20 protein-coding genes are annotated in these 21,658 nt (G+C 68.9%); 14 read left to right on the forward strand and 6 right to left on the reverse strand.

Annotated elements, in window-relative coordinates; all coding sequences use genetic code 11:
- The first annotated feature begins 47 nt into the window (after positions 1-47).
- Together ACYAF3_RS24365 and gcvT are read left to right on the forward strand one after the other, a co-directional pair.
- On the forward strand, positions 48-1,424 hold the full coding sequence (locus tag ACYAF3_RS24365) for an L-serine ammonia-lyase (RefSeq protein WP_003113084.1): 1,377 nt from the start codon (positions 48-50) through the stop codon (positions 1,422-1,424).
- A gap of 93 nt (positions 1,425-1,517) precedes the next feature.
- The gene (gene gcvT / locus ACYAF3_RS24370) at positions 1,518-2,639 is read left to right on the forward strand and encodes a glycine cleavage system aminomethyltransferase GcvT (protein ID WP_003122380.1); all 1,122 of its coding nucleotides are present in this window, start codon (positions 1,518-1,520) and stop codon (positions 2,637-2,639) included.
- A 45-nt stretch (positions 2,640-2,684) separates the two neighbouring features.
- On the opposite strand, the gene ACYAF3_RS24375 is transcribed toward gcvT, so the two are convergent.
- Entirely contained in the window at positions 2,685-3,560 is an 876-nt protein-coding gene (locus ACYAF3_RS24375) for a hypothetical protein (RefSeq protein ID WP_003136336.1), read from the reverse strand.
- Positions 3,557-4,519 (reverse strand): polysaccharide deacetylase family protein, encoded by a 963-nt coding sequence (locus tag ACYAF3_RS24380; protein WP_034022562.1) that lies wholly within the window; start codon positions 4,517-4,519, stop codon positions 3,557-3,559. Before ACYAF3_RS24380 ends, ACYAF3_RS24375 begins: the two co-directional genes overlap by 4 nt.
- 688 nt (positions 4,520-5,207) lie before the next feature.
- On the opposite strand from ACYAF3_RS24380, the gene hflK reads away from it, so the two are divergent.
- The 6 genes from hflK (at position 5,208) to ACYAF3_RS24410 (ending at position 12,408) form a co-directional block, all read left to right on the forward strand.
- Positions 5,208-7,208, forward strand: coding sequence for a protease modulator HflK (hflK, locus tag ACYAF3_RS24385; protein WP_023088349.1), 2,001 nt, complete (start codon positions 5,208-5,210; stop codon positions 7,206-7,208).
- A gap of 11 nt (positions 7,209-7,219) precedes the next feature.
- Complete coding sequence (gene hflC / locus ACYAF3_RS24390; RefSeq protein ID WP_031690510.1) at positions 7,220-8,227, forward strand: protease modulator HflC; 1,008 nt, start codon at positions 7,220-7,222, stop codon at positions 8,225-8,227.
- Positions 8,224-9,264 carry an SPFH domain-containing protein gene (locus ACYAF3_RS24395; protein ID WP_016561932.1) on the forward strand — a complete coding sequence of 347 codons (1,041 nt, stop codon included), beginning with the start codon at positions 8,224-8,226 and terminating at the stop codon, positions 9,262-9,264. The genes hflC and ACYAF3_RS24395 overlap by 4 nt, the downstream gene beginning before the upstream one ends.
- 153 nt (positions 9,265-9,417) lie before the next feature.
- Entirely contained in the window at positions 9,418-9,852 is a 435-nt protein-coding gene (locus ACYAF3_RS24400; RefSeq protein WP_023130649.1) for a hypothetical protein, read from the forward strand.
- A gap of 28 nt (positions 9,853-9,880) precedes the next feature.
- Entirely contained in the window at positions 9,881-11,866 is a 1,986-nt protein-coding gene (locus tag ACYAF3_RS24405; protein WP_003113075.1) for a cation-translocating P-type ATPase, read from the forward strand.
- Positions 11,863-12,408, forward strand: a complete 546-nt coding sequence (locus tag ACYAF3_RS24410; protein ID WP_033876800.1) for a DUF4946 domain-containing protein — start codon at positions 11,863-11,865, stop codon at positions 12,406-12,408. Before ACYAF3_RS24405 ends, ACYAF3_RS24410 begins: the two co-directional genes overlap by 4 nt.
- Before the next feature lie 135 nt (positions 12,409-12,543).
- On the opposite strand, the gene ACYAF3_RS24415 is transcribed toward ACYAF3_RS24410, so the two are convergent.
- Together ACYAF3_RS24415 and ACYAF3_RS24420 are read right to left on the reverse strand one after the other, a co-directional pair.
- A complete protein-coding gene (locus tag ACYAF3_RS24415; RefSeq protein WP_003102968.1) occupies positions 12,544-12,813 on the reverse strand; it encodes a hypothetical protein in 270 nt (89 codons plus the stop codon).
- Between the two features lie 114 nt (positions 12,814-12,927).
- On the reverse strand, positions 12,928-13,842 hold the full coding sequence (locus tag ACYAF3_RS24420; protein WP_003089677.1) for a LysR family transcriptional regulator: 915 nt from the start codon (positions 13,840-13,842) through the stop codon (positions 12,928-12,930).
- Positions 13,843-14,242: 400 nt separating this feature from the next.
- On the opposite strand from ACYAF3_RS24420, the gene ACYAF3_RS24425 reads away from it, so the two are divergent.
- From ACYAF3_RS24425 to ACYAF3_RS24435, 3 genes are read left to right on the forward strand one after another with little or no spacing between them, the layout of a single operon-like run.
- Positions 14,243-16,417: an FUSC family protein gene (locus ACYAF3_RS24425; protein ID WP_105579353.1), complete on the forward strand. Its 2,175-nt coding sequence runs from the start codon at positions 14,243-14,245 to the stop codon at positions 16,415-16,417.
- Positions 16,407-16,616 (forward strand): DUF1656 domain-containing protein, encoded by a 210-nt coding sequence (locus tag ACYAF3_RS24430; protein ID WP_003116901.1) that lies wholly within the window; start codon positions 16,407-16,409, stop codon positions 16,614-16,616. Before ACYAF3_RS24425 ends, ACYAF3_RS24430 begins: the two co-directional genes overlap by 11 nt.
- The gene (locus ACYAF3_RS24435; RefSeq protein ID WP_003116902.1) at positions 16,613-17,617 is read left to right on the forward strand and encodes an HlyD family secretion protein; all 1,005 of its coding nucleotides are present in this window, start codon (positions 16,613-16,615) and stop codon (positions 17,615-17,617) included. Before ACYAF3_RS24430 ends, ACYAF3_RS24435 begins: the two co-directional genes overlap by 4 nt.
- Positions 17,618-17,653: 36 nt before the next feature.
- Here ACYAF3_RS24435 and ACYAF3_RS24440 read toward each other — a convergent pair whose 3' ends face one another.
- Entirely contained in the window at positions 17,654-17,899 is a 246-nt protein-coding gene (locus ACYAF3_RS24440; protein WP_003113070.1) for a hypothetical protein, read from the reverse strand.
- Between the two features lie 261 nt (positions 17,900-18,160).
- Between ACYAF3_RS24440 and ppk2 the strand changes: the two genes are divergently transcribed.
- Both ppk2 and ACYAF3_RS24450 read left to right on the forward strand, forming a co-directional pair.
- On the forward strand, positions 18,161-19,075 hold the full coding sequence (gene ppk2, locus ACYAF3_RS24445) for a polyphosphate kinase 2 (RefSeq protein WP_003089666.1): 915 nt from the start codon (positions 18,161-18,163) through the stop codon (positions 19,073-19,075).
- A gap of 86 nt (positions 19,076-19,161) precedes the next feature.
- Complete coding sequence (locus ACYAF3_RS24450) at positions 19,162-19,629, forward strand: hypothetical protein (protein WP_031756288.1); 468 nt, start codon at positions 19,162-19,164, stop codon at positions 19,627-19,629.
- Positions 19,630-19,645: 16 nt separating this feature from the next.
- Here the strand turns inward: ACYAF3_RS24450 and pvdS are convergent, their stop codons facing one another.
- Entirely contained in the window at positions 19,646-20,209 is a 564-nt protein-coding gene (gene pvdS / locus ACYAF3_RS24455) for a pyoverdine signaling pathway sigma factor PvdS (RefSeq protein ID WP_003113068.1), read from the reverse strand.
- 643 nt (positions 20,210-20,852) lie between these two features.
- On the opposite strand from pvdS, the gene pvdG reads away from it, so the two are divergent.
- Positions 20,853-21,617: a pyoverdine biosynthesis thioesterase PvdG gene (gene pvdG / locus ACYAF3_RS24460; RefSeq protein WP_003102981.1), complete on the forward strand. Its 765-nt coding sequence runs from the start codon at positions 20,853-20,855 to the stop codon at positions 21,615-21,617.
- The last annotated feature ends 41 nt before the right edge of the window (positions 21,618-21,658 follow it).

Below are 21,658 nucleotides of genomic sequence, written 5' to 3' on the forward strand. Positions count from 1 at the left end.
ACAGGAGCGCCGCCATGGTGGCGGCCAATCCGCAAGCGGAGACGAGCATGTCCCTGAGTGTCTTCGATCTGTTCAAGATCGGCATCGGGCCGTCCAGCTCCCACACCGTGGGGCCGATGCGTGCCGCCGCGCGCTTTGCCGAGGGGCTGAGGCGCGAGGGGTTGCTGGAGGCCACTGCCAGCATCAAGGTCGAGCTGTACGGCTCGCTCGGCGCCACCGGCAAGGGCCACGGCAGCGACAAGGCGGTACTGCTCGGCCTGGAGGGCGAGCAGCCGGACACGGTGGATACCGCCGCGATTCCCGCTCGGCTCGATGCCATCCGTTCCAGCGGCGAGCTGCGCCTGCTCGGCGAGCGGCCGATCCGCTTCGTCGAGAAGGAACACCTTGCGCTGATCCGCAAGCCGCTGGCCTACCATCCCAACGGCATGATCTTCCGTGCCTTCGACGCTGCCGGCCTGCAGGTCCGCAGCCGCGAGTACTACTCGGTGGGCGGCGGTTTCGTGGTCGACGACGAGGCCGCCGGCCTCGACCGCATCGTCGAGGACCGCACGCCGCTGGCGTTCCCCTTCAAGACCGCGCGGCAACTGCTCGACCATTGCGCCCGCGAAGGCCTGTCGATCAGCCAGTTGATGGCCGAGAACGAGAAGGCCTGGCGCCCCGCCGAGGAAACCCGCACCGGCCTGCTGCGTATCTGGCAGGTGATGCAGGACTGCGTCGAGGCCGGCTGCCGCAACGAGGGCATCATGCCCGGCGGGCTGAAGGTCAGGCGCCGTGCGGCGGCGCTCCACCGCCAGTTGTGCCAGCGGCCGGAGGCCGGCCTGCGCGATGCCCTCAGCGTGCTCGACTGGGTCAACCTCTACGCCCTGGCGGTGAACGAGGAGAACGCCAGCGGCGGCCGCGTGGTGACTGCGCCGACCAACGGCGCGGCGGGGATCATTCCGGCGGTGCTGCATTACTACGCGCGCTTCATCCCCGGGGCCGACGACGACGGCGTGGTGCGCTTCCTGCTCACCGCGGCGGCGATCGGCATCCTCTACAAGGAAAACGCCTCGATCTCCGGCGCCGAGGTCGGTTGCCAGGGCGAGGTCGGCGTGGCCTGCTCGATGGCTGCCGGGGCGCTCTGCGAAGTGCTCGGCGGTAGCGTGCAGCAGGTCGAGAACGCCGCCGAAATCGGCATGGAGCACAACCTCGGGCTGACCTGCGACCCGGTCGGCGGGCTGGTCCAGGTGCCCTGCATCGAACGCAACGCGATGGCTTCGGTGAAGGCGATCAATGCGGCGCGCATGGCTCTGCGCGGCGACGGCCAGCATTTCATCTCTCTCGACAAGGTCATCCGTACCATGCGCCAGACCGGCGCCGACATGAAAAGCAAATACAAGGAAACCGCGCGCGGCGGCCTCGCCGTGAACATCATCGAATGCTGAACCGCGCCGCTGCGCCGGCGCTTCTTTTTTCTTTCCCGACAATCGATCGCGGCTCTCCGGCAGACAGGAGGCCGGGATGCCATGGAGTGAAACATGACCGCAGAAACCCTCGCCAAGACGCCCCTGCACGCCCTGCACCTGGAACTGGGGGCGAAGATGGTGCCCTTCGCCGGCTATGACATGCCGGTGCAGTACCCGGCCGGGGTGCTCAAGGAGCACCTGCACACCCGCGAGCAGGCCGGTCTGTTCGACGTTTCGCACATGGGCCAGATCCGCCTGGTGGGCGCCGATGCGGCGCTGGCCCTGGAAAGCCTGGTGCCGGTGGACATCCTCGACCTGCCGGTGGGCCAGCAGCGCTACGCGTTGTTCACCGACGAGCAGGGCGGGATCCTCGACGACCTGATGGTGGCCAACCTCGGCGATTGCCTGCTGCTGGTGGTCAACGCCGCCTGCAAGCACCAGGACCTGGCGCACCTGCGTCGTCACCTGGAAGACCGTTGCAGCGTCGAGCCGCTGTTCGAGGAGCGTGCCTTGCTCGCCCTCCAGGGACCGGCGGCGGTGCGGGTGCTGGAGCGCCTGGCGCCGCAGGTGGCGCAGATGACCTTCATGCAGTTCGCCCGCGTCGAGCTGCTCGGCCAGGACTGCTACGTCAGCCGCTCCGGCTATACCGGTGAAGACGGCTACGAGATATCCGTGCCCGCCGCCCATGCCGAGGCCCTGGCGCGGCGCCTGCTGGCCGAGCCGGAAGTGGCGCCGATCGGCCTCGGCGCGCGCGACTCGCTGCGCCTGGAAGCCGGCCTGTGCCTCTACGGCCACGACATGGACAGCGCCACCACGCCGGTCGAAGCCAGCCTCGGCTGGGCCATTTCCAAGGCGCGCCGCGCCGACGGCGTGCGCGCCGGCGGCTTCCCCGGCGCCGAGCGGATCTTTGCCCAGCAGGCGCAGGGCGTTGCCAGCAAGCGCGTCGGTTTCCTGCCGCAGGGGCGGATGCCGGTGCGCGAGGGCGCCGAGATCGTCGATGCCCAGGGGCGGGCGATCGGCAAGGTCAGCAGCGGCGGTTTCGGTCCGAGTCTCAACGCGCCGCTGGCCATGGGCTACGTGCCGAGCGAGCTGGCCGGCCTGGGCAGCGAGGTGACGGCGATGGTGCGCGGCAAGCCGGTGACCCTGGTGGTCAGCAAGATGCCCTTCGTGGCGCAGCGCTACTACCGCGGTTGAGCACTGGCCCTCTCTCGCCTCGGCGGGAGAGGGCGGCGACCGGCCTCACGGGTGTTTCGGCCGCTGCCGTTGCAGGCCCAGCTTCTTGGCCCGGTGGAATACCGCCGCGCGGGTCTTGCCGGTCTGCTGCGCGCACCATAGCGAACCGCGCTGCTGGTAGTGCTGGCGCAGCAGGTCTTCCTCGGACTTGCTCCAGATCGCATTGTTGCGGTCGCGCTGGCTGTGCGGGGAAAGCTCCTCGGCCTTGCTGGCGACACTCTGGTAGCTCCGGCCGAGCATGTAGGCGCACCAGGCCAGGCTGCGCTTGCTGCCGTGGCGGCGGATGAACTCGACCTCTTCGCTGGACCAGGCGGCCGGTGCCTTCGGCGGCGCCTTGCGGTCCAGCGAGCGGGCGAGGGCGGCGCGGGCGCGCGCCACCGCCTGGTCGCCGGGATTGTTGCGGCGGGTCACGCCGAGGGCGCGGCGCCAGCGTCCCACCAGGCTCGGACTGAAACCCCACCAGAACTGCACCGACTCGGCGCATTCGGTACGTACCGCGCGCAGCAGGTCGCCGCAGAGAATCGGCGAAGGGCGGCCGCTGCGCTTGCGCGTCGGCCAGCGGAACAGGCCGTCGGTGAAGCCGCCGACTTCCACGGCGCCTTCCAGTTCGTCGACCAGCCAGTCACCGGGGATCACCAGTGGGCTGGTGTAGGGCGCGCCGAGCAGCAGGTGGTTGATGGTAGCGACAGAGGTAGGGGTGTCTGCAGTCATGGGACGATCCTTGCTGATACCGGGCCAGCTGGGCTGGCCATATCCCTGAGAGCGGCGTCGCTGCGGCGTGGCGGGCGACGGCGCGTTCGCTTCCCGTGGTTCGGGCGGTCTTCCGGCGGAGGGCGACTGCCTGTCGCGCCTCCTTGGGAACGGGTTGGAGGCCGTGCTCATGGACGGGCTCCACGATAGATTCGCCAGGCCAGCCGGCCGGGACGGGCGGCGATCGCCGCGCCCACCTCGATGCGCGGCAGGTCCAGCGGGTCGCAACGGGTATCCACCAGGCCATTGCGCGCGCCGAAGGCGAAGCGGTAGCCAAGCCGACCGAGGGCGGCGCGCAGGCCGGGTTGCGCGGCGGGTGTGGTGCGAGCTTGGCAGAACACCGGCAGGGGGGCGGCGCAATGCTGCTGGAGCTGGCGGTGGGCGCGGCCGAGACAGTCCTCGGCGCAAAGGCCTGCCGATGGGTGCGGCTCCTGTCCGCGCAGGCCGAAGCGAAGCAGGCCGCTGTTTTCCAGGCGGCGGACCCGCTCCCAGTCGCCAGCGCTGTACGGTGCGGGAACCGGGCAGGCCGCGTGCAAGGCCTGCTGCGAGGCCGGGTCGAGGCGTTCCAGCTTGCGCAGGAGGAGGTCGAGGTTGCGGCTGCGACGCTGGTCGTCGCCGGTGCGTTCGAACACCGCCATGAGTGCCGCGCCGCTGTAACCCTCCAGCAGTTCCAGCAAGGGTCCGGCGGCAGTCGCATCGGCCTGCCAGAGCGTCTCGGCCACCGCTTCGCGCCAACTGCGCGGGTCACCGCCGATGAAGGCGCTCGCCGGCATTTCGTAGCGTTCCAGCAGCGGATAGACCAGCTCGGCCAGTTCCGCAGGGTTGCCGTCGACGCTCAGGGCGATCCGCAGGCAGGCTGGAGCGGGGCCTTCGAGCAGGTGTTCCAGGGGCACGCAGAGGAAGTGCCGCTGTAGCCACAGCAGCAGGGTCTCCAGGCCCTGGCGGTCGAGGCAGCGCCCTTGCCGGTGCGGCAGGGCCGCGCGCCGGCGATCCGCGACTACCCGTCCCAGGCGCAGCACGATGCCGTTCTGGCGCAGCCGGCGCTGGCCTACGGAGGAGTTCAGGAACGTCATCCCGATCAGGCTTCGCATGGCATTCCCCGGCTCATCGACGATCCGTCACCGGCGATGGTTCCGCGTGCGCGGCAGGGCTTTCGCCAGCCTGTCCGGACGCTGCGCCGTGAACTCCGGCCCCGGCGGTCGATTCGGTCATGGGCGAGCCTCCTGGGTAATCCGCACAAACGTTTGCTGCGGCCACGCCAACGCGTGGCTCGAACCGGGGCTTGGCGGGGACCCGGCGGGTGTTCGGTAAGGACTGCATGGCACCGGATAACGCTGCAAAGGATCGATGTGATTCTTTTTTGACGCTACCACAGTCGATAGTCGAATTATTGACGCTTTGCCGCTGTTATAAAACCGTCAGGCTATGCGAAAAGTCCTGCTGGCTACGCGTGGAGGCCCGGAGCGGCGTGCCTTTGAGGGGGAAGCGGGGGAGCCGGCAGGCCTATGCGGATTGGTTATAAGAAATCCGTTTCGAATGAAAATTGCCGACGAATGGTCGTTTGCGCGGATGTCCGGTGGTTTTTCCCGACTGCTTAGAACCTTTCGGTTGGTCGGGGGCTTGCCAAGTGGGCTGCCCCCAGTCTTTCGTCTTCCAGTCAAGAGCCTGGGGATGCAGACTGTTTTTCAAATCATGACAACTTCTTAACGCGCATTGTTATAAAGTTGCGGGCGTTTGCGCCGGCCTGGCCGGTACCTTCGAGTTTTGCCTGGAGTGAAGATGAGAGTCGACCTGGACGCCGAGGGCGTCGCCGCCGAATCGCTGCCGCGTTTCCAGCAGGCGCCCCGGCAGTTGCGCCAGCTGTGGCGATGGGCAGCGGCCAGCGTCGCCTTGGCCGCCGCCTGCGCCGTGCTGGGGTTCTTCATCGGCCTGTTCGCCGCCGACTCGCTCTGGCCGCCGCTGCTGTACAACCTCGGCGCGGCCTGGCTGGTCCTGTTCGCCGGTCTGCACGCGGCCTACCGGGTCGCGGCCTGGCGTTGCGTGGTCCTCGGCGCGGAGGCCAGCGCGCGGCCTGCCTGGCTGCGCTGGCAGCGGGACGAACCCGACGCCACCGCCGACAGCGCCTATGAACGGCTGCTGGAGCGCCTGGGCCAGGCCATCGCCCACGGCCTGGCCCAGCTCGGGCACGCTGCGCTGTGGCTGGCGGCGAGCGCGGCGCTGGCGTTGTGCCTGGTAGCCGCCGGCTGGCGTCTCGACCTGCCGCCGGCCAGTTCCGGGCAAGCGGCCGACCTCGCCATCGGGATCTGCCTGCTGCTGGCCTTCGCGGTGCTGGTGCTGGAACGTCGCCTCGCCAGCCAAGGGCCGGTGCAGTGGCCGGAAGCCCCGGTCCTCGGGCAACTGGCGCGGGCGTTGATCGGTACCCTGGTGCTGGCCGCCCTCTGTCTGTTCCTGGCTCGCCAGGGACACCCCTGGGCCCCGCGCCTGGCGGTACTGCTCGGCCTGTTGCCGGCGGCGCTGGCGCTGGAGTTGCTGGGCAGGGCGATCCTGGCGATGTTCGCGCCGCAGCGTGCCGGCCTCGAACCGCGCCTGGTCGCCACCAGCCTGCTGGCCGACCTGTTGCGCTGGCCGCCGCGTCCCCTGCAGGGTCTGCAGCATGAGTTGCACCAGCGCTTCGGCATCGACCTGCGCCAGGTCTGGGCCTTCGGTTTCATGCGGCGGGCGTTCCTGCCGGTGCTGGCGGTGGTGTCGCTGAGCGGCTGGCTGCTCAGCGGCGTACGCGAGATCGGCATGGATGCACGGGGTGTCTACGAGCGCTTCGGCAAGCCGGTCGCGGTGCTCGGCCCCGGCCTGCACCTGGGGCTACCCTGGCCGCTGGGGCGGGTGTTGGCGGTGGAGAACGGGGTGGTCCACGAGTTGGCCACCAGCGTCGCCGCCGGCGACGGCGGAGCCGAGCCGCTCGCGCCCGCCGAAGGTCCGGCCCCGGATAGCGCCAACCGCTTGTGGGACGCCTCCCACGTCAGCGAGAAATCGCAGGTCATCGCCAGCCTGGCCGACCATCGGCAGAGCTTCCAGATCGTCAACATGGACGTGCGCATCGTCTACCGCATCGCTCTCGACGACGCATCGGCGCTGGCGGCGACCTACCGCAGCGCCGACGTGCCGACGCTGGTGCGCAGCACCGCCAGCCGCGTACTGGTGCATGCCTTCGCCTCGCGGACCCTCGACGAGGTCCTCGGCGAGCAGCGTGCGGGCCTGGCCGAGCAGATCGGCCAGGCCGTGCAGGCCGATCTCGATCGCCTCGGCAGCGGCGTCGAGGTACTGGGCGCGGCGGTCGAGGCGATCCATCCGCCGGCCGGTGCGGCGAATGCCTACCACGCGGTGCAGGCCGCGCAGATCACCGCCCAGGCGCTGATCGCCCGCGAGCGCGGGCAGGCCGCCGCGCAACGCAACGAGGCGCAACTACAGGCCAGCGTGGCGCACGACCGGGCCAGCGCGCAGGCCCGCGAGACCCTGGCCGCCGCGCAGGCCGCCGACCGGCGCTTCGCCGCCGAGCGGGAAGGCTATGCCGACGCCGGCCAGGCTTTCCTGCTGGAGGCCTACTACCGCCAACTCGGACGCGGCCTGGGCAAGGCCAACCTGCTGCTCATCGACCACCGCATCGCCGGCGCCGGCGCGCCGACCATCGACCTGCGCAGCTTCGGCCTCGGCCGCCTGGATTCCCCGTCTTCGTCCCGTCCGTCCGCCGCTCCGGCGTCCGCGGCCGGGCAATCCGCACCATGAGGAGAGCGCTCTTGAGCCTCGGTCACTCCCACTCGCACAGCCACCACGAGCATCATCACGATCACGGCCATGGCGCACAGGCCGCGCCGCCCTGGCGCCGGCTGCTGGTCGCCGCGCTGCTGGTGCTGTTCGCCGTCGCCGCCGCTTGCCTGGTGCAGGTGCGTTCCGGCGAGGCGATGGTCATCACCCGTTTCGGCAACCCGGCGCGGGTCCTGCTCGAACCGGGTCTGGCCTGGCGCCTGCCGTTGCCGTTCGAGAGTGCGATCCCGGTCGACCTGCGCCTGCGCACCACCTCCAGCGGCCTGCAGGACGTCGGTACCCGCGATGGCCTGCGGATCATCGTCCAGGCCTACGTGGCCTGGCAGGTCCAGGGCGACGCCGACAACGTGCAGCGCTTCATGCGCGCGGTGCGCAACCAGCCGGACGAGGCTGCCCGGCAGTTGCGCACCTTCGTCGGCTCGGCGCTGGAAACCACCGCCAGCGCCTATGACCTGGCCGACCTGGTGAATACGGAGGCGTCGCGGGTGCGTATCGGCGACTTCGAAGCGCGCCTGCGCGAACAGATCGACCATCAGTTGCTGGCGACCTACGGGGTCAAGGTGGTGCAGGTCGGCATCGAGCGCCTGACCCTGCCCAAGGTGACCCTCGGCGCCACCGTCGACCGCATGCGCGCCGAGCGCGAGACCATCGCCACCGAGCGTACCGCCGAGGGCCGTCGCCAGGCCGCGGAGATCCGTTCGGCGGCGGAGCGCGACGCCCGGGTGATCCAGGCCGAGGCTTCGGTGAAAGCCGCGGAGATCGAGGCCCAGGCACGGGTCGAGGCGGCGCGCATCTACGGCAAGGCCTACGCCGGTTCGCCGCAGCTATACAACCTGCTGCGCTCGCTGGACACCCTCGGCACCATCGTCAACGGCGATACCCGGCTGGTCTTGCGCACCGATGCCGCACCGTTCCGCGTGCTGGTCGACGGGCCGCCGGCGCTCCCCGCCGAAGCGCCGGCCAACGGGCGCCGGCCATGAGCGACGAAGCGCACGAGGGGCTGCGCAGCCCCTGGCTGCAGGCCGGACGCCTGGCGTTCCTCGCACTGTTCGGCGTAACCCTCCTGGCGGCGCTGGCCTGGGCGTTTTCCAACGTCCGCCAGATCGGCCCGGAGAACCGCGCCGTAGTGCTGCGCCTGGGCGCGCTGGAGCGCCTGGCCGGTCCCGGCCTGCTGCTGGCCTGGCCGCAGCCGCTGGAGCAGGTGGTGCTGCTGCCGTCCGCCGAACAGGTGATCGAACGCCGCGTCGAGGGCCTGCTGCGTTCCGAGCAGGCGCGTCGCGCCGATCTCGACGTCAGCCTGTCCAGCGACGCGCTGGCCGGCTCCGGCTACCTGCTGACCGGCGACGCCGGGGTGGTGCAACTGGACGTGCGGGTGTTCTACAAGGTCGACGACCCGTACGCCTACGTCCTCCAGGGCGCCCACGTGCTGCCGGCGCTGGACCGGCTGGTGGCGCGCAACGCCGTGCAGGTCTGCGCCGCGCGCGACCTGGACACCATCCTGGTGGCGCGCCCGGAGTTGCTCGGCAACGACAGCGCGGTCGCCGAGCGCCGCGAACGCCTGCGCGGCGACCTGGTGCAGGGCATCAACCACAGCCTGGCGGCGTTGGCCGCGGCCGGCAGCGGGCTGGGCATCCAGGTGGTGCGGGTCGACGTGCAGTCGAGCCTGCCGCGCAATGCGGTAAGCGCCTTCAACGCGGTGCTGACCGCCAGCCAACTGGCCGAGCAGAACGTCGCCAAGGCGCGCACCGAGGCGGAGAAACTCACCCAGGCCGCCACCGAGGGGGCCGACCGCACCCTGCAGCTCGCCCGCGCCGAGGCCGGCGAACGGCTGGCCCAGGCGCGCCGCGACACCGCCAGCATCGTTGGCCTGGCCCCGGCGCTGGGCGCGACCGATGCCGGCCTGCTCTGGCGCCTGTACCGCGAACGGGTGCCGGCGATCCTCGGCAAGGCCGGTTCGGTCGGCAGCGTCGATCCGCGCGACGATGGCCGCCTGATTCTGCAAGGTGGGCAGCCATGAGCCGCTGCCCGACGGTGCCCTTCGCGGGCTGTGAAACAATGGACGGACAAGCGAGCGTGAAACGGCTACCCTGCGTCGGCATCAACCTTCGGTACGCGCTTCCGCCAGCGGAACGCGGCGCCGAGTCGAACAACCAGGCGAACGGGACGGGCAATGACGGCAGGCGGTATTCCATTCACGGGCAACGGTGTGCGGCTATCACCCGGCAGGGCCCTGCTGTGCGGGCTGGCGCTGTTGCTGTGCGGCGGCGAGGCGCTGGCGCGGCAGTTGCCGAGCGACATGCTGGTGGGCTTCGTGGCCAGCGCGCAGTACCCGGTCATCACCCTGAAGAAGCCCAAGCAGAGCCTGCTGCGCAGCGTGCTCACCCTGGGGCTGGGGAAGAAGACCGTCAGCTATTCGGTGGCGCCATCGGTGCGCATCCGCACGGCGCAGAACCTGTTCATCGTCTATGGCCGCATGCCCCAGCTCAAGGGCAGTTTCGTCGGCCTGAAGAGCGACAACAACGGGCAGGTCAAGCAGATCTGGGAGCTCACCGAGAAGGAAGCCCTGGACTACGTACGCCGGCCGGACGCGCGCTTCCCGCAATAGCCGCCGCGGCTCGCCCCGGGAGGTGCGCATGAGCGAGCCGACCGCCCACGGCAGCCATGGCGGCTGCGCGCATCACCATCATCACCTGCCGTTCGGCGGCGGCCTGCTCAGCCGCGACGAGCAGCGCCGCGCCGCGCGCCAGCTGAGCCTGGCGATGCTCGCCCTCGGCCTGTTGCTGCTCGGCCTGGCCTGGCGCTGGCTGGCGGCGGACCAGGCCGGGGTCAGCCAGATCCTGCTCGGCGTCGCGTCGCTGCTGGTGGCGCTTCCGGTGGCCCGCTCGGCCTGGGACAGCCTGCGGCATCCGAGCCTGCACGGCGTCACCGACCAGTTGATCGCGCTGGCCATGCTCGGCGCCTGGGCCAGCGGCGACCTGCTGACCGCCGCGCTGCTGCCGATCATCATGATCTTCGGCCACGTGCTGGAGGAGCGCAGCGTGATCGGCTCCCAGGAGGCCATCGCCGCCCTCGGCGAGCTGACCCGCAGCCATGCCCGGCGGATCGAGGCCGACGGCAGCCTGAGTGAGGTGGACAACGCCAGCCTGCGGCCGGGCGACCAGGTGGAAGTGCGCGCCGGCGACCGGGTTCCGGCCGACGGGCGGGTCCTGCAGGGCCAGGCCAGTCTCGACACCGCGCCGATCACCGGCGAGTCGGTGCCGCTCGAGGTGGCGCCGGGGATGGAGGTCTACGGCGGCGCGATCAACCTCGACGGCCTGCTGCGCATCGAGATAACCCGTACCGGCGAGGCCTCGACCCTGGGCAAGGTGATCGGCCTGATGCAGCAGGCCGAGCGCGCCAAGCCGCCGATCACCCGCCTGCTGGAGCGCTACGCCGGGCAGTACATGTTGCTGGTGTTGCTGATCGCCGCGGTCACCTGGTTCGTCACCAACGATGCCCAGGCCATGCTCGCCGTGCTGGTCGCCGCCTGTCCCTGCGCCCTGGTGCTGTCCGCCCCGGCCACGGCTATCGCCGGGATCGCCGTGGCCGCCCGTCATGGCATCCTGATCCGCAGCTCGGCCTTCCTCGAGGAACTGGCGGACCTGACTTCGTTGGTGGTCGACAAGACCGGCACCCTGACCCATGGCAGCCTGCGCCTGCAGGCGCTGCGCCTGGCCGATGCCGCCGAGGAGGCGTCGGTGCTGCGCCTGGCCGCCAGCCTCGGTGCCGCCAGCAGCCATCCGGTGAGCCGAGCGCTGGCAGCCCTGGCGGCGCACGATGCCTATCATCCATTGAGCGATATCCGCGAACGCCAGGGGTTCGGCGTGGTCGCACGAACAGCGGCGGGCGAAGCCGCCCTCGGCCGGCCCGAACTGTTCCAGCAACTGGGCATCGACGCCAGCGAGGTGCCGGAGCATGAGGGACCGATCGCCGGAATCGCCCTGGACGGGCGCTTCCTCGGCTGGCTGCTGCTGGCCGACAGCGTACGCGCGGAGGCCGCCGAGGCCCTGGCCGATCTGCGCGAACTGGGTCTGGGCCGGCAACTGTTGCTGACCGGCGATCGCCGGGCGGTGGCCGACGCCGTGGCCAAGCAGGTGGGGATTCGCCAACTGGTGGCGCAGGCGTTGCCGGAGGACAAGTTGCGCCAGGTCGGCGCGGAGATCGGCAGCGGTTTCCGGCCGATGGTGGTCGGCGACGGCATCAACGATTCGCTGGCGCTGAAGGCCGGTGTGGTCGGGGTGGCAATGGGTGCCGGCGGCGCCGACATCGCCCTGGCCTCGGCGGATATCGTGCTGATCGGCAGCGACCTGCGCCGGCTCGGCACCTGCGTGCGGCTCAGCCGGCAATGCCGGCGGACCCTGCAGGTCAACGTGGCGATCGGCCTCGGCTGGACCCTGGCGATCGTCGCCGCGGCAGCCTTTGGCCTGCTCGGCGCGGCCGGGGCGATGGTCGCGGCGCTGCTGCACAACCTCAGCACCTTGCTGGTGCTGGGCAATGCCGGACGCCTGCTGCGTTTCGAGGAGCCCCTCGGGCAGCCCCGGCCGGCCGTGGAGGGACGCGAAGAGGAGGGTACACCGTGAGGCAGGCGCAAACGCGACGCAACGGCTGGCGCTGGCTGGCCCTGGCGGTCGGCACGCTGTCCGCGCTGAGCCTGGCCGAGGCGTCGATGGCGCGCTGGCCGGCGGGCTGGCAGGTCAGCGACCTGCCCGCCGCGCAGCCCGGCCAGGCCGGCGCCGGCCAGCGCCAGCGCGCGGTCAAGTTGCAGGCAGACGGCTCCCAGGTACTGGTGATGGAGGTAACGCGGATGCCCCTGCAGAGCGGGCAGGCAGTGAACCTGGAGAAAGTCCTCGGGCATATGCGCAAGCTGGTGCAGATCGAGTTCCTGCGCAACGGCCTGCAGACCGCCTGCACCTCGCCGCAACCGTCCACCACCGGCGGGCTGGCGGCGCTGGAGACCACCTGCACCATTCGCCAGCGCGGCGCCGTGGTGATGAAGCAGACCTTGCTCGCCGCGGCCGGCAAGACCTCGGCCTATTCGCTGTCCTATGCCGGCCTGGCCGAGGCCTACGACGCCAGCCAGGCAGAAATCCGTGCGGTGCGGGAAAGCCTGCGCTTCGAATGAGCGAAATCGGACGCGGTCGGGGCGGGGGCTGGAGTGTCGGCGGATAACGCCTGCGGCGCTATTCGCCCTGCGGAGGGTCGCATTGGGGTAGGGCGGATAACCGCTTGCGGTTATCCGCCTTGCGTCTGTCGCGGATCATTTCTTGCCGGTGTTCTGCAGGATCTGCAGGGCCTGGGTGGTGGCGGTGATGCAGCCCTTGGTGTCGCCGCTGGCCTGGTCCTGCCTGGCCTTGGCCTGGAGTTCCTTGACCTCGGTGACCCGCGCACCGGTGACCGAGGTCTTGCCGCGCACGGCGAGGATATCGTCCAGCTTCTGCAGGTTGGCGCCGCACAGGTCGGTGCTTTCGGCGGCTTGGGCGGTGCCGCCGAGCAGGGCGGCGGCGATGAGCAGGGTACGCACGATCATGGCAGTTCTCCTTTGTGGGCCGGGTGGCCGGACGGGGGAGAGACGACAGGCTCCTGGGAGTCTTCTCCGCATGCCCAGTATCTGACCGGAGCCTCGCGGGAATGGTTCGGTCGCTCAGCCGTTGCCCCAGGGCGGGATCGACAGCGCCTGCTGGAGATGCTGGATGAACGCCTTGACCTTCGGCGACATCGCCGCCGCCCGCGAATACATCGCGTAGATCACGTCGTCGAGTGGGCGCAGGCCGGGCGCGGCGTCCACCAGGCGGCCGTTCTTGAGGTCCTCGGCGACGATGAACAGCGGCAGCAACGCCAGTCCCTGCCCGCGCAGGGCGGCGTCGCGCATGGCCTGGCCGTTGTTGCTGCTGAAGCGTCCGCGTGGCGAGACGGCACGGGGCTTGGCGCCGGGGAACGCCGGTTCGAAGGTCCAGACCTGGCTCGGCGTGGCGTTGTTGTAGCCCAGGCACTCGTGCTGCATCAGTTGTTCGAGGGTGTCCAGCGTGCCGTGGCGTTCCGCGTAGTCGGGGCTGCAGCAGACCACCCGCTGGCTGTTGGCCAGCGGCCGGGCGATCAGCGAACTGTCGTCCAGGCGGGTAACGCGGATGCTCAGGTCGTAGCCTTCCTTCTCGAAGTCGGTGAGGCGGTCGTCCATCTGCAGGACGATCTCCAGGCGCGGGTGCTGGCTCATGAAGTCGGCGATGATCGGCGACAGCCAGAGGGTGCCGAAGCTCATCGGGGTGACGATGCGCAATTCGCCGCACAGGTCGTTCTCGCGCAGGGCGACGATCTCCGCGGCGTTGTTGAGTTCCTGCAGCGAGGCCTTGGCGGCCTTGTAGAAGAAATGCCCGGCCTCGGTCGGCTCGACGTTGCGCGTGGTGCGATAGAGCAGGCGGACGCCGAGGCGTCGTTCGAGATCGCTGACGCGCTTGCTGATCACCGACTTGGACAGGCTCATGCGCTCGGCCGCCGACGTCACGCTGTTGAGTTCGGCGACGTTGAGGAAGGCTTCGATATCGTCGAAGCGCAGGCTCATCGGTGGGCCCACGATACAGTGGCAATCGCTCGACGCATTCTCGGCTCCTCCTGGTCGTTTTCCTTGGGCTTTCTATCCGCTTGATTCGCAAGCTAAATCGATCCAGCCCTGAGCAAGCTTACCCAATCGAAAGGCGCCGCAGCGTTCGTTCTCAGCGAAAACGGTTTTCGCCTGGACGCGCTACCGGGAAGGCCGCCGGGGCTTTTACCCTGTAGTCGCGACTCGTCGCTCCGTGGCCGACCGCACCTGCCCGCCCCCGTAGGCGGCCACGGATTTCCTTGCGCCTTCTAGACTGGAAGCCAACCCGCCGCATCAACCCCGAACGAGAAACCAGCATGTCGAGTCGCTTCATCGCCGCCTGGTCCGCGGCCAACCGTTGCCTGGAGGTGCGGGGCCGGGCATGGAAGGGCTGAAACTCTACGCCCGCTTGCTCTGGCGGCCGCCGCGGGAAACCCTGCTGTTCGCCCTGCGCACCGTCGCCGCCGGGCTGCTGACCCTCTACCTGGCCTTCCTCTTCGACCTGGAGCAGCCGAAGTGGGCGCTGATGACCGTGGTCATCGTCAGCCAGCCGCTGGCCGGGATGGCTCTCAAGCGCAGCTTCGCCCAGGTCGTCGGTACCTTCGCCGGCGCCGTGGTGGCGGTGCTGATCATGGCGCTGTTCGCCCAGCAACCGTTGCCGTTCTTCGTCGCCCTGGGACTCTGGCTGGCGCTCTGCACCGCCGGCGGCACCTTGCTGCGCTACACCGATTCGCACGCCTTCGTGCTCAGCGGCTTCACCGCGGTGATCGTCGCCGTGCTGTCGATTCCCGATCCGGAAAACACCTTCATGCTCGCCGTGGTGCGGGTCACCGAGACCCTGCTGGGCGTCGCCTGCGTGGCCCTGGTCAGCCTGCTCAGCGCGCGTCCGCAGGCGGTGGCGAAGGGCTACTTCGCCCAGGTCGATGGCCTGATCCGCAGTACCGCGCGGCACGCCGCGGCGGTGATCCGCGGCGATGAGGGCGACGAGTCGTTCAACCAGCGGCAGATGCAACTGGTCGCCAGCATCACCGCGCTGGACGGCCTGCGCCGGCACCTCTATTTCGACGCGCCGAACCTGCGCCGCGCCGATGGCCTGGTGCAGTTGCTGGGCAACCTGCTGGTGCTGATGGCCTCGCGGCTGTTGCTGCTGCGCCAGCATCGCCTGCTGGTGCGGGCGCACTGGGTCGGGCCGTTGCCGGCGGATATCCAGGCGCTGCTGGATCGTGCGCTGCGGGTGCTGGACGCGCTGGCCGAGCAGGGGCGGGCGGTACCCTCCGAGGTGCTGGAGGAGTTCCAGGCGGTGCGCCAGGCCTTCGATGCCGCGGCGACGCGCGCGGAGTCCTACGACGAGGCGCTGAGCCCGGTGCTGCGCCCGCAGGTGGCGATCCTGCGCTGGGAATACGCGCGGCTGTTCCAGCGCCTGGGCGAAGTGCTCGAACTCAACGATGCGATCCAGTCCGGCCGCCAGGCCAGCAGTTTCTACCGCCATGGCCAGGCGCAGGCGCTGCACCTGGACTGGGCGCTGGCCTCGATGAACGCCGTGCGCGCTTTCGTCGCCTTGTCCTGCGCCGCCTGGCTGTGGATCACCAGCGCCTGGAACGGCGCCCTCAGCAGCCTGCTGCTGGTCGGCGTGATGTGCTCGCTGATGGCGACCTTCCCGCGTCCGCTGCTGGCGGCGCAGAACTTCCTGCGCGGGCTGCTGCTGGCGATCCTGATCTCGGCGGCGCTGCTGTTCGTGCTGTTGCCGGCATCCGCCGACTTCGAGTGGCTGGCGCTGTGGATGGCGTTGCTGCTGTACGTGGTCGCGGTCGGCCTGAGCAGCCCGCTGAGCGCCGGGATCGCCATGGGCATCGGCCTGGAGACCCTGCTGATGGTGGCGCCGCAGAATATCGCGGTCTACTACAGCAACGCTTCGCAGTGGTTCGAGTTCGTCGGCGGCTTCCTCGCCGCGGCGGTCCTCGCCGTGCTGGTGTTCGCCCTGGTCTATCCGTTCCGCGCCGACCCGCGCCTGCGCCGGCTGCTCTACCTGTCGCGCCAGGACGTCGCGGAAATGTCGCGCTGCGAGGCCAGCGAGGCGCAGCGCTTCGCCTTCGAGACGCGGATGATCGATCGCCTGGCGGTGATGGTCAGCCTGCTGCCGGCGAGCCAGGAGCCGGCTGCGGCGGAACGTTTCCAGTGCGCCCTAGGCTGCGTGGTGATGGGCGTGGCGTTGAACCGCCTGCGCGAGCCGCTGCATGACGCCGGGGTGGTGCCGCTGGAGTTGCAGCCGCTGCTGGGCGAGGCGCTGCGCGAGGTCGCCGCCTACATAGCCGGCGGCGCGGACGCCCCGCGGCAGGACCTCGCCCTGGCCGCCCTGCGGCGTTTCGGCCGGGGCCTGGAGGCCTTGCTGGCGCAGCCGTCGAAGGACCTCGGGGCGACGCGGCAGCGCTTCATCATGAATGTCGCGGTACTGATCCTGCAGCAGTCGCTGCAACGCTATCGGACGCTGCTGGAGGAGGACCGCGGCGCACCGGCGGTCGTCGAAGAACCAGAAGAGGAGGGCGGACATGCCCGCTGATGTCGAGGTCGGGGGCGCCTACCTGCCGCCGATCGCCCAGGCGCTGCTGCTGGCCTGGCTGATCCTGCTGCTGCTCAACCCGCTGTTGCGGCGCTTCGGCGTGTTGCAGCGGGTCTGGCACGAAGCGCTGTTCCAGGGCGCGTTGTACTGCGCGATCTGCGCCGGTCTGATCCTGTGGATGGGAGAGATGTCCCGATGAACCTGTTGCAAGGCAAATGGCCGCGCCTGGCCACCCTGCTGGCGGTGCTGGTGGCGGCGGCGCTGGTGTTCCTCGCCTGGGAACGCTACACCCGCACGCCGTGGACCCGTGACGCGCGGGTCCGCGCCGATGTGGTGACGCTGTCGGCGGACGTTTCCGGGCTGATCACCCGGTTGCCGCTGAGCGACAACCAGCCCGTGGAGAAGGGCGAGCTGCTGCTCAGCATCGATCCGGCGCGCTATGAACTGGCGGTGCTGCGCGCCGAGCGCGCGGTGAACGTGGCGCGGGCGGCGCTGGGCGAGTCGCGCGCGGCGATCGAGGCCAGCCAGGCCCAGTTGCGCCAGCGCCGCAGCGAGGCGCAACGGCGCTCGGCATTGCAGAAGCGCTCGATGCTATCGGTGGAAGAGAACGAAAAGGCCCAGACCGACGTCAGCCTGGCCCAGGCCGAGTTGCTGAGGAACCAGGCCAGCCTCGGCCTGGCCCAGGCCAACGTGGAGCTTGCCGAAGCCGCCTTGCAGCAGGCCCGTCTCGATCTCGAACGTACCCAGGTGCGCGCCCCGGTCAGCGGCTACGTGACCAACCTGCAGACCCGCGAGGGCGACTACGCCCACGCCGGGGTGCCATTGCTGGCGCTGGTGGACCGCGATTCGTTCTATGTCAGCGGATACTTCGAGGAGACCAAGTTGCCGGGCATCCGCGTCGGCAGCCGGGCGCGGGTGGAACTGATGAGCGGCGAGCGCTTCGACGGGCGCGTGCAGAGCATCGCCCATGCCATCACCGACCGGGAGAATGCCGAGGGCTCGCGCCTGCTGGCGAACATCAACCCGAGCTATACCTGGGTCAAGCTGGCCCAGCGAATTCCGGTGCGCATCGCCATCGATCCCGCCTATCGCCAGCGCAACACCTTGCGCGCCGGCGTGACCGCGACCATCCGGGTGCTGCCCGCGGAGGACACCGCGAAAGTCGATTCCGCGGCGCCCGGGACTGCCTTGCGGCCTTGAGTCAGGCCGAACCGGTCAGTCTGTGCCGGTCATGGCTCAGGGTTGTTCGCGGACGATTTCCGCCAGGTGCAGGATCAATCGCTCGTCAGCCTGGTTGCCGCTCTGCTGGCGGAATTGCCTGGCCTCCTCGCGGGCGCGCTGGAAGGCCGCATCGACGCTGGCCTGGCCATGGCTGTCGCGAATCCACAGGTAGAGGCCCATGACCAGGCTCTGCAGGGTGGCCAGGTCGCTGCTCTGGGCATTCAGCGCATCGATGAGTTGCTGTTTGGAAAACGCTTGCATGGTCGATCTCCGATCAATGGCGCCGCAAGGGCGCGGTTCGCCCCGGCGGTCGCCGGGGTGCGCGGAGCATGTGGAAAGTGCGGAGAGGCTGGCCAGCTTAGGCCAAGTCATTCAAATGATTAGGGAATTTTCTGACTTTCAGTGACCTTTCGACTGTTTTCGACGGCGGGCGATCGCTACGTTTTCATCGAACCGTCACCAAACCGTCATGAAGACACGCCTAGCATTCGCGGTATTTCGGCATGACGTGGAGAGCAGCGCATGGACTCCTATGGCGATACCTCGGGCCGCATCGGTCGCGACTGGCTCGATCGACACGACGAAGAGCTGGAGCAGGAACTGCTCGACGACGAGCTGAACCTGGACGAGCTGTTCGGTCCCGAGCAGGAGGATGCGCCCGGCGAATTGAGTCGGCGCCGCTATTTCCGCGAACTGTTCCGCCTGCAACGGGAACTGGTGAAACTGCAGAACTGGGTGGTGCACACCGGGCACAAGGTGGTGATTCTCTTCGAGGGACGCGACGCGGCGGGCAAGGGCGGCGTGATCAAGCGCATCACCCAGCGCCTCAACCCTCGGGTCTGCCGGGTCGCCGCGCTGCCCGCGCCGAACGACCGCGAGCAGACCCAGTGGTATTTCCAGCGCTACGTCTCGCACCTGCCGGCCGGTGGCGAGATCGTCCTGTTCGACCGCAGCTGGTACAACCGTGCCGGGGTCGAGCGGGTCATGGGTTTCTGCAACGACGAACAATACGAGGAATTCTTCCGCAGCGTGCCGGAGTTCGAAAAGATGCTGGCGCGCTCGGGCATCCAGTTGCTCAAGTACTGGTTCTCCATCTCCGACGCCGAGCAGCACCTGCGTTTCCTCAGCCGTATCCACGATCCGCTCAAGCAGTGGAAGCTCAGTCCGATGGACCTGGAGTCGCGGCGGCGCTGGGAGGCCTACACCAAGGCCAAGGAAACCATGCTCGAACGCACCCACATCCCCGAGGCGCCCTGGTGGGTGGTACAGGCCGACGACAAGAAGCGCGCGCGGCTGAACTGCATCCACCACCTGTTGCAGCAGATGCCCTACCGGGAAGTTCCGCAGCCGCCGGTACACCTGCCGGAGCGCCTGCGCCACGCCGATTACGTCAGGCATCCGACGCCCGGCGAGATCATCGTGCCGGAAGTCTATTGATGGCCGTTCGGCCGGACGCCGGGCTGGACGGGTAAATTCGCGGCGGGATGCGACGTTACTCAGGCAAGCCCCACGAGTAGCCGGCCATGCTTCCGTCTCCAGCCTCCAGCCTGTCGTTTCCGTCGCCCCTCGAGCGCCGCGAGGCCGATCCATATGCCCGCTGCGACAGGCAGCGGCCTGCGTGCAACGAGTCGCACGAACCGGCGCAGGAGTGTCCTGAACCTGTCGCGACCTGCGCATTCATCGAGGAGGAGCGCCGGCGTGGCGATCCCACGGGCTTGCTTTACGCCCTTGGGCCGCGGGAGCGGGGAGAGCCGGAGCGGGTGGCGGAGTGGTTGGCGGCGCTGGTCCACCATTTCTACCTGGACGGTCCCGTTGAGCCGCCGAGGCCAACGCTGGGAAAGGCGCGCTGCGAAACCGCGCCGGGCCTTTGCCGCTGCTGCGGCCAACCCTTCGATTTTCGCCACAAGCGCGCGGCGCTGTTGCTGCTGGGAACCCATTTCGCCGCCAGGGCCGAGGCGCAGGCGGCGTCGGTGCGCCGCTACCGGCGCTGAGGAATGCTCGCCGCCGTCAGCGGCGGGCGCTGAGATGGGTGACGTTGTCGCCCTGGCGCTCGGCGGTGACCTTGCGGCAGTGCACCAGGGCGTCGCGGATCATGAAGTTGACCAGGGTCGGCGAGACGCCCAGTTCCTTGGCGATGTCCTTCTGTGGCACGCCGTGCAGGCGGTACATCTCGAAGGCGTAGCGGGTGCGCTTGGGCAGCTCGGTGAGGGCATCCGCGATGTGTTCGAGGGTCGCGTAGTTGATGTGCGAGGTTTCCGGCGAGGCGCCCTGGATCACCACGTTCAGGCCTTCTTCCTCCGGCCCCGAGTATTTCTGTTCGAGCGCCTGCTTGCGGTAGTGATCGATGGCCAGGTTGCGGACGATCTGGAACAGGTAGCTGAGCTGTGCCTTGAACGACGAAGTGATCTGCGGCGCCGACTGGAGCCTGAAGAACGCATCCTGGACCACATCTTCGGCTCGCGAGCGGCAACCGGTAATGCGGGCGGCGATCTTCACCAGGATCGTACGGTTATCGACGAATGCCTGGAGGAGCGGGGTATCGCATCTGCGGGTAGACAGTTGTTCCGACATGGAAATCACCTTGCTGCGGAGGGGGCTGCAGAGCACTGGCGGTGGGGTAAGACCCACACATGGCGCAACAAATTATGTTGAATGATAATGATTGTCAATTACGAAGAAATAACCAATCTCACCTTTATTCGTGAATGGTCCGCATGCTGGCAAATAGCCGCTGCGAATGATGGAGGGGAGAAATTCTTCGGCGTTTCAGAAGGATGGCCGCGCCAATGTTGCAGTCATGCGTCGCAGACGAAATTTTTTTAATAATCTTTAGGAATCAGCTAGTTAGAAATCGGTATTGACCGCCTCGCCGCTCCTGCCGGCGTTCCGCGCAAGAACTGCGCTAAGGCGCTGCGACAACCGTTCCCGGCTGCTCCATGGCGTACATCGCTATCGCCGATGCGGCGATAGCGCCGGGCACAACCCATCAGAATGGATAGGGGTTGGCGTCCTTTCGCGCAATGCTCCGCGGTTGCCCGGAGATTGCGGTTACATGCGCTAATTATTTGCCGTTGTTATCCGTTCCCCTCTGTGACAGCGCGGGCAGGTGCCCGGCGCCCCGGCGTGCGCAGCAGGAGACGGAAATGCCGATCGATCATGGGAAAGCGCTCTGCCCCGGACGAGGGCCACGACAGCGGCGCAAGGAGGTCGGCAGGTGAGCCCGGCCGTTTCCCTGCAATTGTTCTGCCTGCCTTATTCGGGGGCCAGCGCCACGCTGTTCCGCCGCTGGCAGCCCAGCCTGCCGGGCTGGATCCGCTTGTTGCCCCTGGAATTGCCGGGGCGCGGCCTTCGCTTCGGCGAGGCCCTGCATACCGATGCCGCCAGCCTGGTCGCGCAATTGGCCGGCGAGCTGCACGGCACCCTCGATAGCGCTTCTCCCTACGCCTTCTTCGGCCACAGCCTGGGCGGGCTGCTGGCCTTCGAACTGGCCCATGCCATGCGTCGGCGCGGCCTCGAAGGGCCGCTGGCGCTATTCCTCTCCGGCGTATCCCCGCCCGCCGAAAACGATGTCAGCGGCTACCGGCGCGCCAAGGCCGACGCCGAACTGGTCGCCGCGTTGCGCGACTACCGGGGTACTCCGGAGGCCGTCCTCAACGATCCGTCGCTGATGCAGATGCTGTTGCCAGTGGTGCGAGCGGACTTTCTCGTCACCGGCAGCTACCGCTACCAGGCGCATGGGCCGCTGGAAGCGGCGCTGCACCTGTTCGGCGGACGCGAGGACAGCCTGCGCAGCGCCGAGTTGCTCGGCTGGCTGCATGAGGCCGGGGGCGACTTCACCCTCGACCTGCTCGACGGGCAGCACTTTTTCATCCGTGAACAGCAGGGGCAGTTGCTGCGCCTGCTGCGTCGCTACGCCGGCCAGCATCTGCTGCGCTGGCACAAGGACAAGGTCCGGGGAAGCATGCGCGCCGCCAGTTGAGGGGCGGCCGCGACGACTGTTTCCGGGACTCACTAGAACTC

The organism is Pseudomonas sp. TZ252, assembly GCF_056110345.1.

Bases quoted from the DNA above. Each gene is read 5' to 3' on its own strand.
- ACYAF3_RS24365 (WP_003113084.1), top strand. From the start codon at position 48: ATGTCCCTGAGTGTCTTCGATCTGTTCAAGATCGGCATCGGGCCGTCC.
- gcvT (WP_003122380.1), top strand. From the start codon at position 1,518: ATGACCGCAGAAACCCTCGCCAAGACGCCCCTGCACGCCCTGCACCTG.
- ACYAF3_RS24375 (WP_003136336.1), bottom strand. From the start codon at position 3,560: ATGAGCACGGCCTCCAACCCGTTCCCAAGGAGGCGCGACAGGCAGTCG.
- ACYAF3_RS24380 (WP_034022562.1), bottom strand. From the start codon at position 4,519: ATGCGAAGCCTGATCGGGATGACGTTCCTGAACTCCTCCGTAGGCCAG.
- hflK (WP_023088349.1), top strand. From the start codon at position 5,208: ATGAGAGTCGACCTGGACGCCGAGGGCGTCGCCGCCGAATCGCTGCCG.
- ACYAF3_RS24395 (WP_016561932.1), top strand. From the start codon at position 8,224: ATGAGCGACGAAGCGCACGAGGGGCTGCGCAGCCCCTGGCTGCAGGCC.
- ACYAF3_RS24400 (WP_023130649.1), top strand. From the start codon at position 9,418: ATGACGGCAGGCGGTATTCCATTCACGGGCAACGGTGTGCGGCTATCA.
- ACYAF3_RS24405 (WP_003113075.1), top strand. From the start codon at position 9,881: ATGAGCGAGCCGACCGCCCACGGCAGCCATGGCGGCTGCGCGCATCAC.
- ACYAF3_RS24415 (WP_003102968.1), bottom strand. From the start codon at position 12,813: ATGATCGTGCGTACCCTGCTCATCGCCGCCGCCCTGCTCGGCGGCACC.
- ACYAF3_RS24420 (WP_003089677.1), bottom strand. From the start codon at position 13,842: ATGAGCCTGCGCTTCGACGATATCGAAGCCTTCCTCAACGTCGCCGAA.
- ACYAF3_RS24425 (WP_105579353.1), top strand. From the start codon at position 14,243: ATGGAAGGGCTGAAACTCTACGCCCGCTTGCTCTGGCGGCCGCCGCGG.
- ACYAF3_RS24430 (WP_003116901.1), top strand. From the start codon at position 16,407: ATGCCCGCTGATGTCGAGGTCGGGGGCGCCTACCTGCCGCCGATCGCC.
- ACYAF3_RS24435 (WP_003116902.1), top strand. From the start codon at position 16,613: ATGAACCTGTTGCAAGGCAAATGGCCGCGCCTGGCCACCCTGCTGGCG.
- ACYAF3_RS24440 (WP_003113070.1), bottom strand. From the start codon at position 17,899: ATGCAAGCGTTTTCCAAACAGCAACTCATCGATGCGCTGAATGCCCAG.
- ppk2 (WP_003089666.1), top strand. From the start codon at position 18,161: ATGGACTCCTATGGCGATACCTCGGGCCGCATCGGTCGCGACTGGCTC.
- ACYAF3_RS24450 (WP_031756288.1), top strand. From the start codon at position 19,162: ATGCTTCCGTCTCCAGCCTCCAGCCTGTCGTTTCCGTCGCCCCTCGAG.
- pvdS (WP_003113068.1), bottom strand. From the start codon at position 20,209: ATGTCGGAACAACTGTCTACCCGCAGATGCGATACCCCGCTCCTCCAG.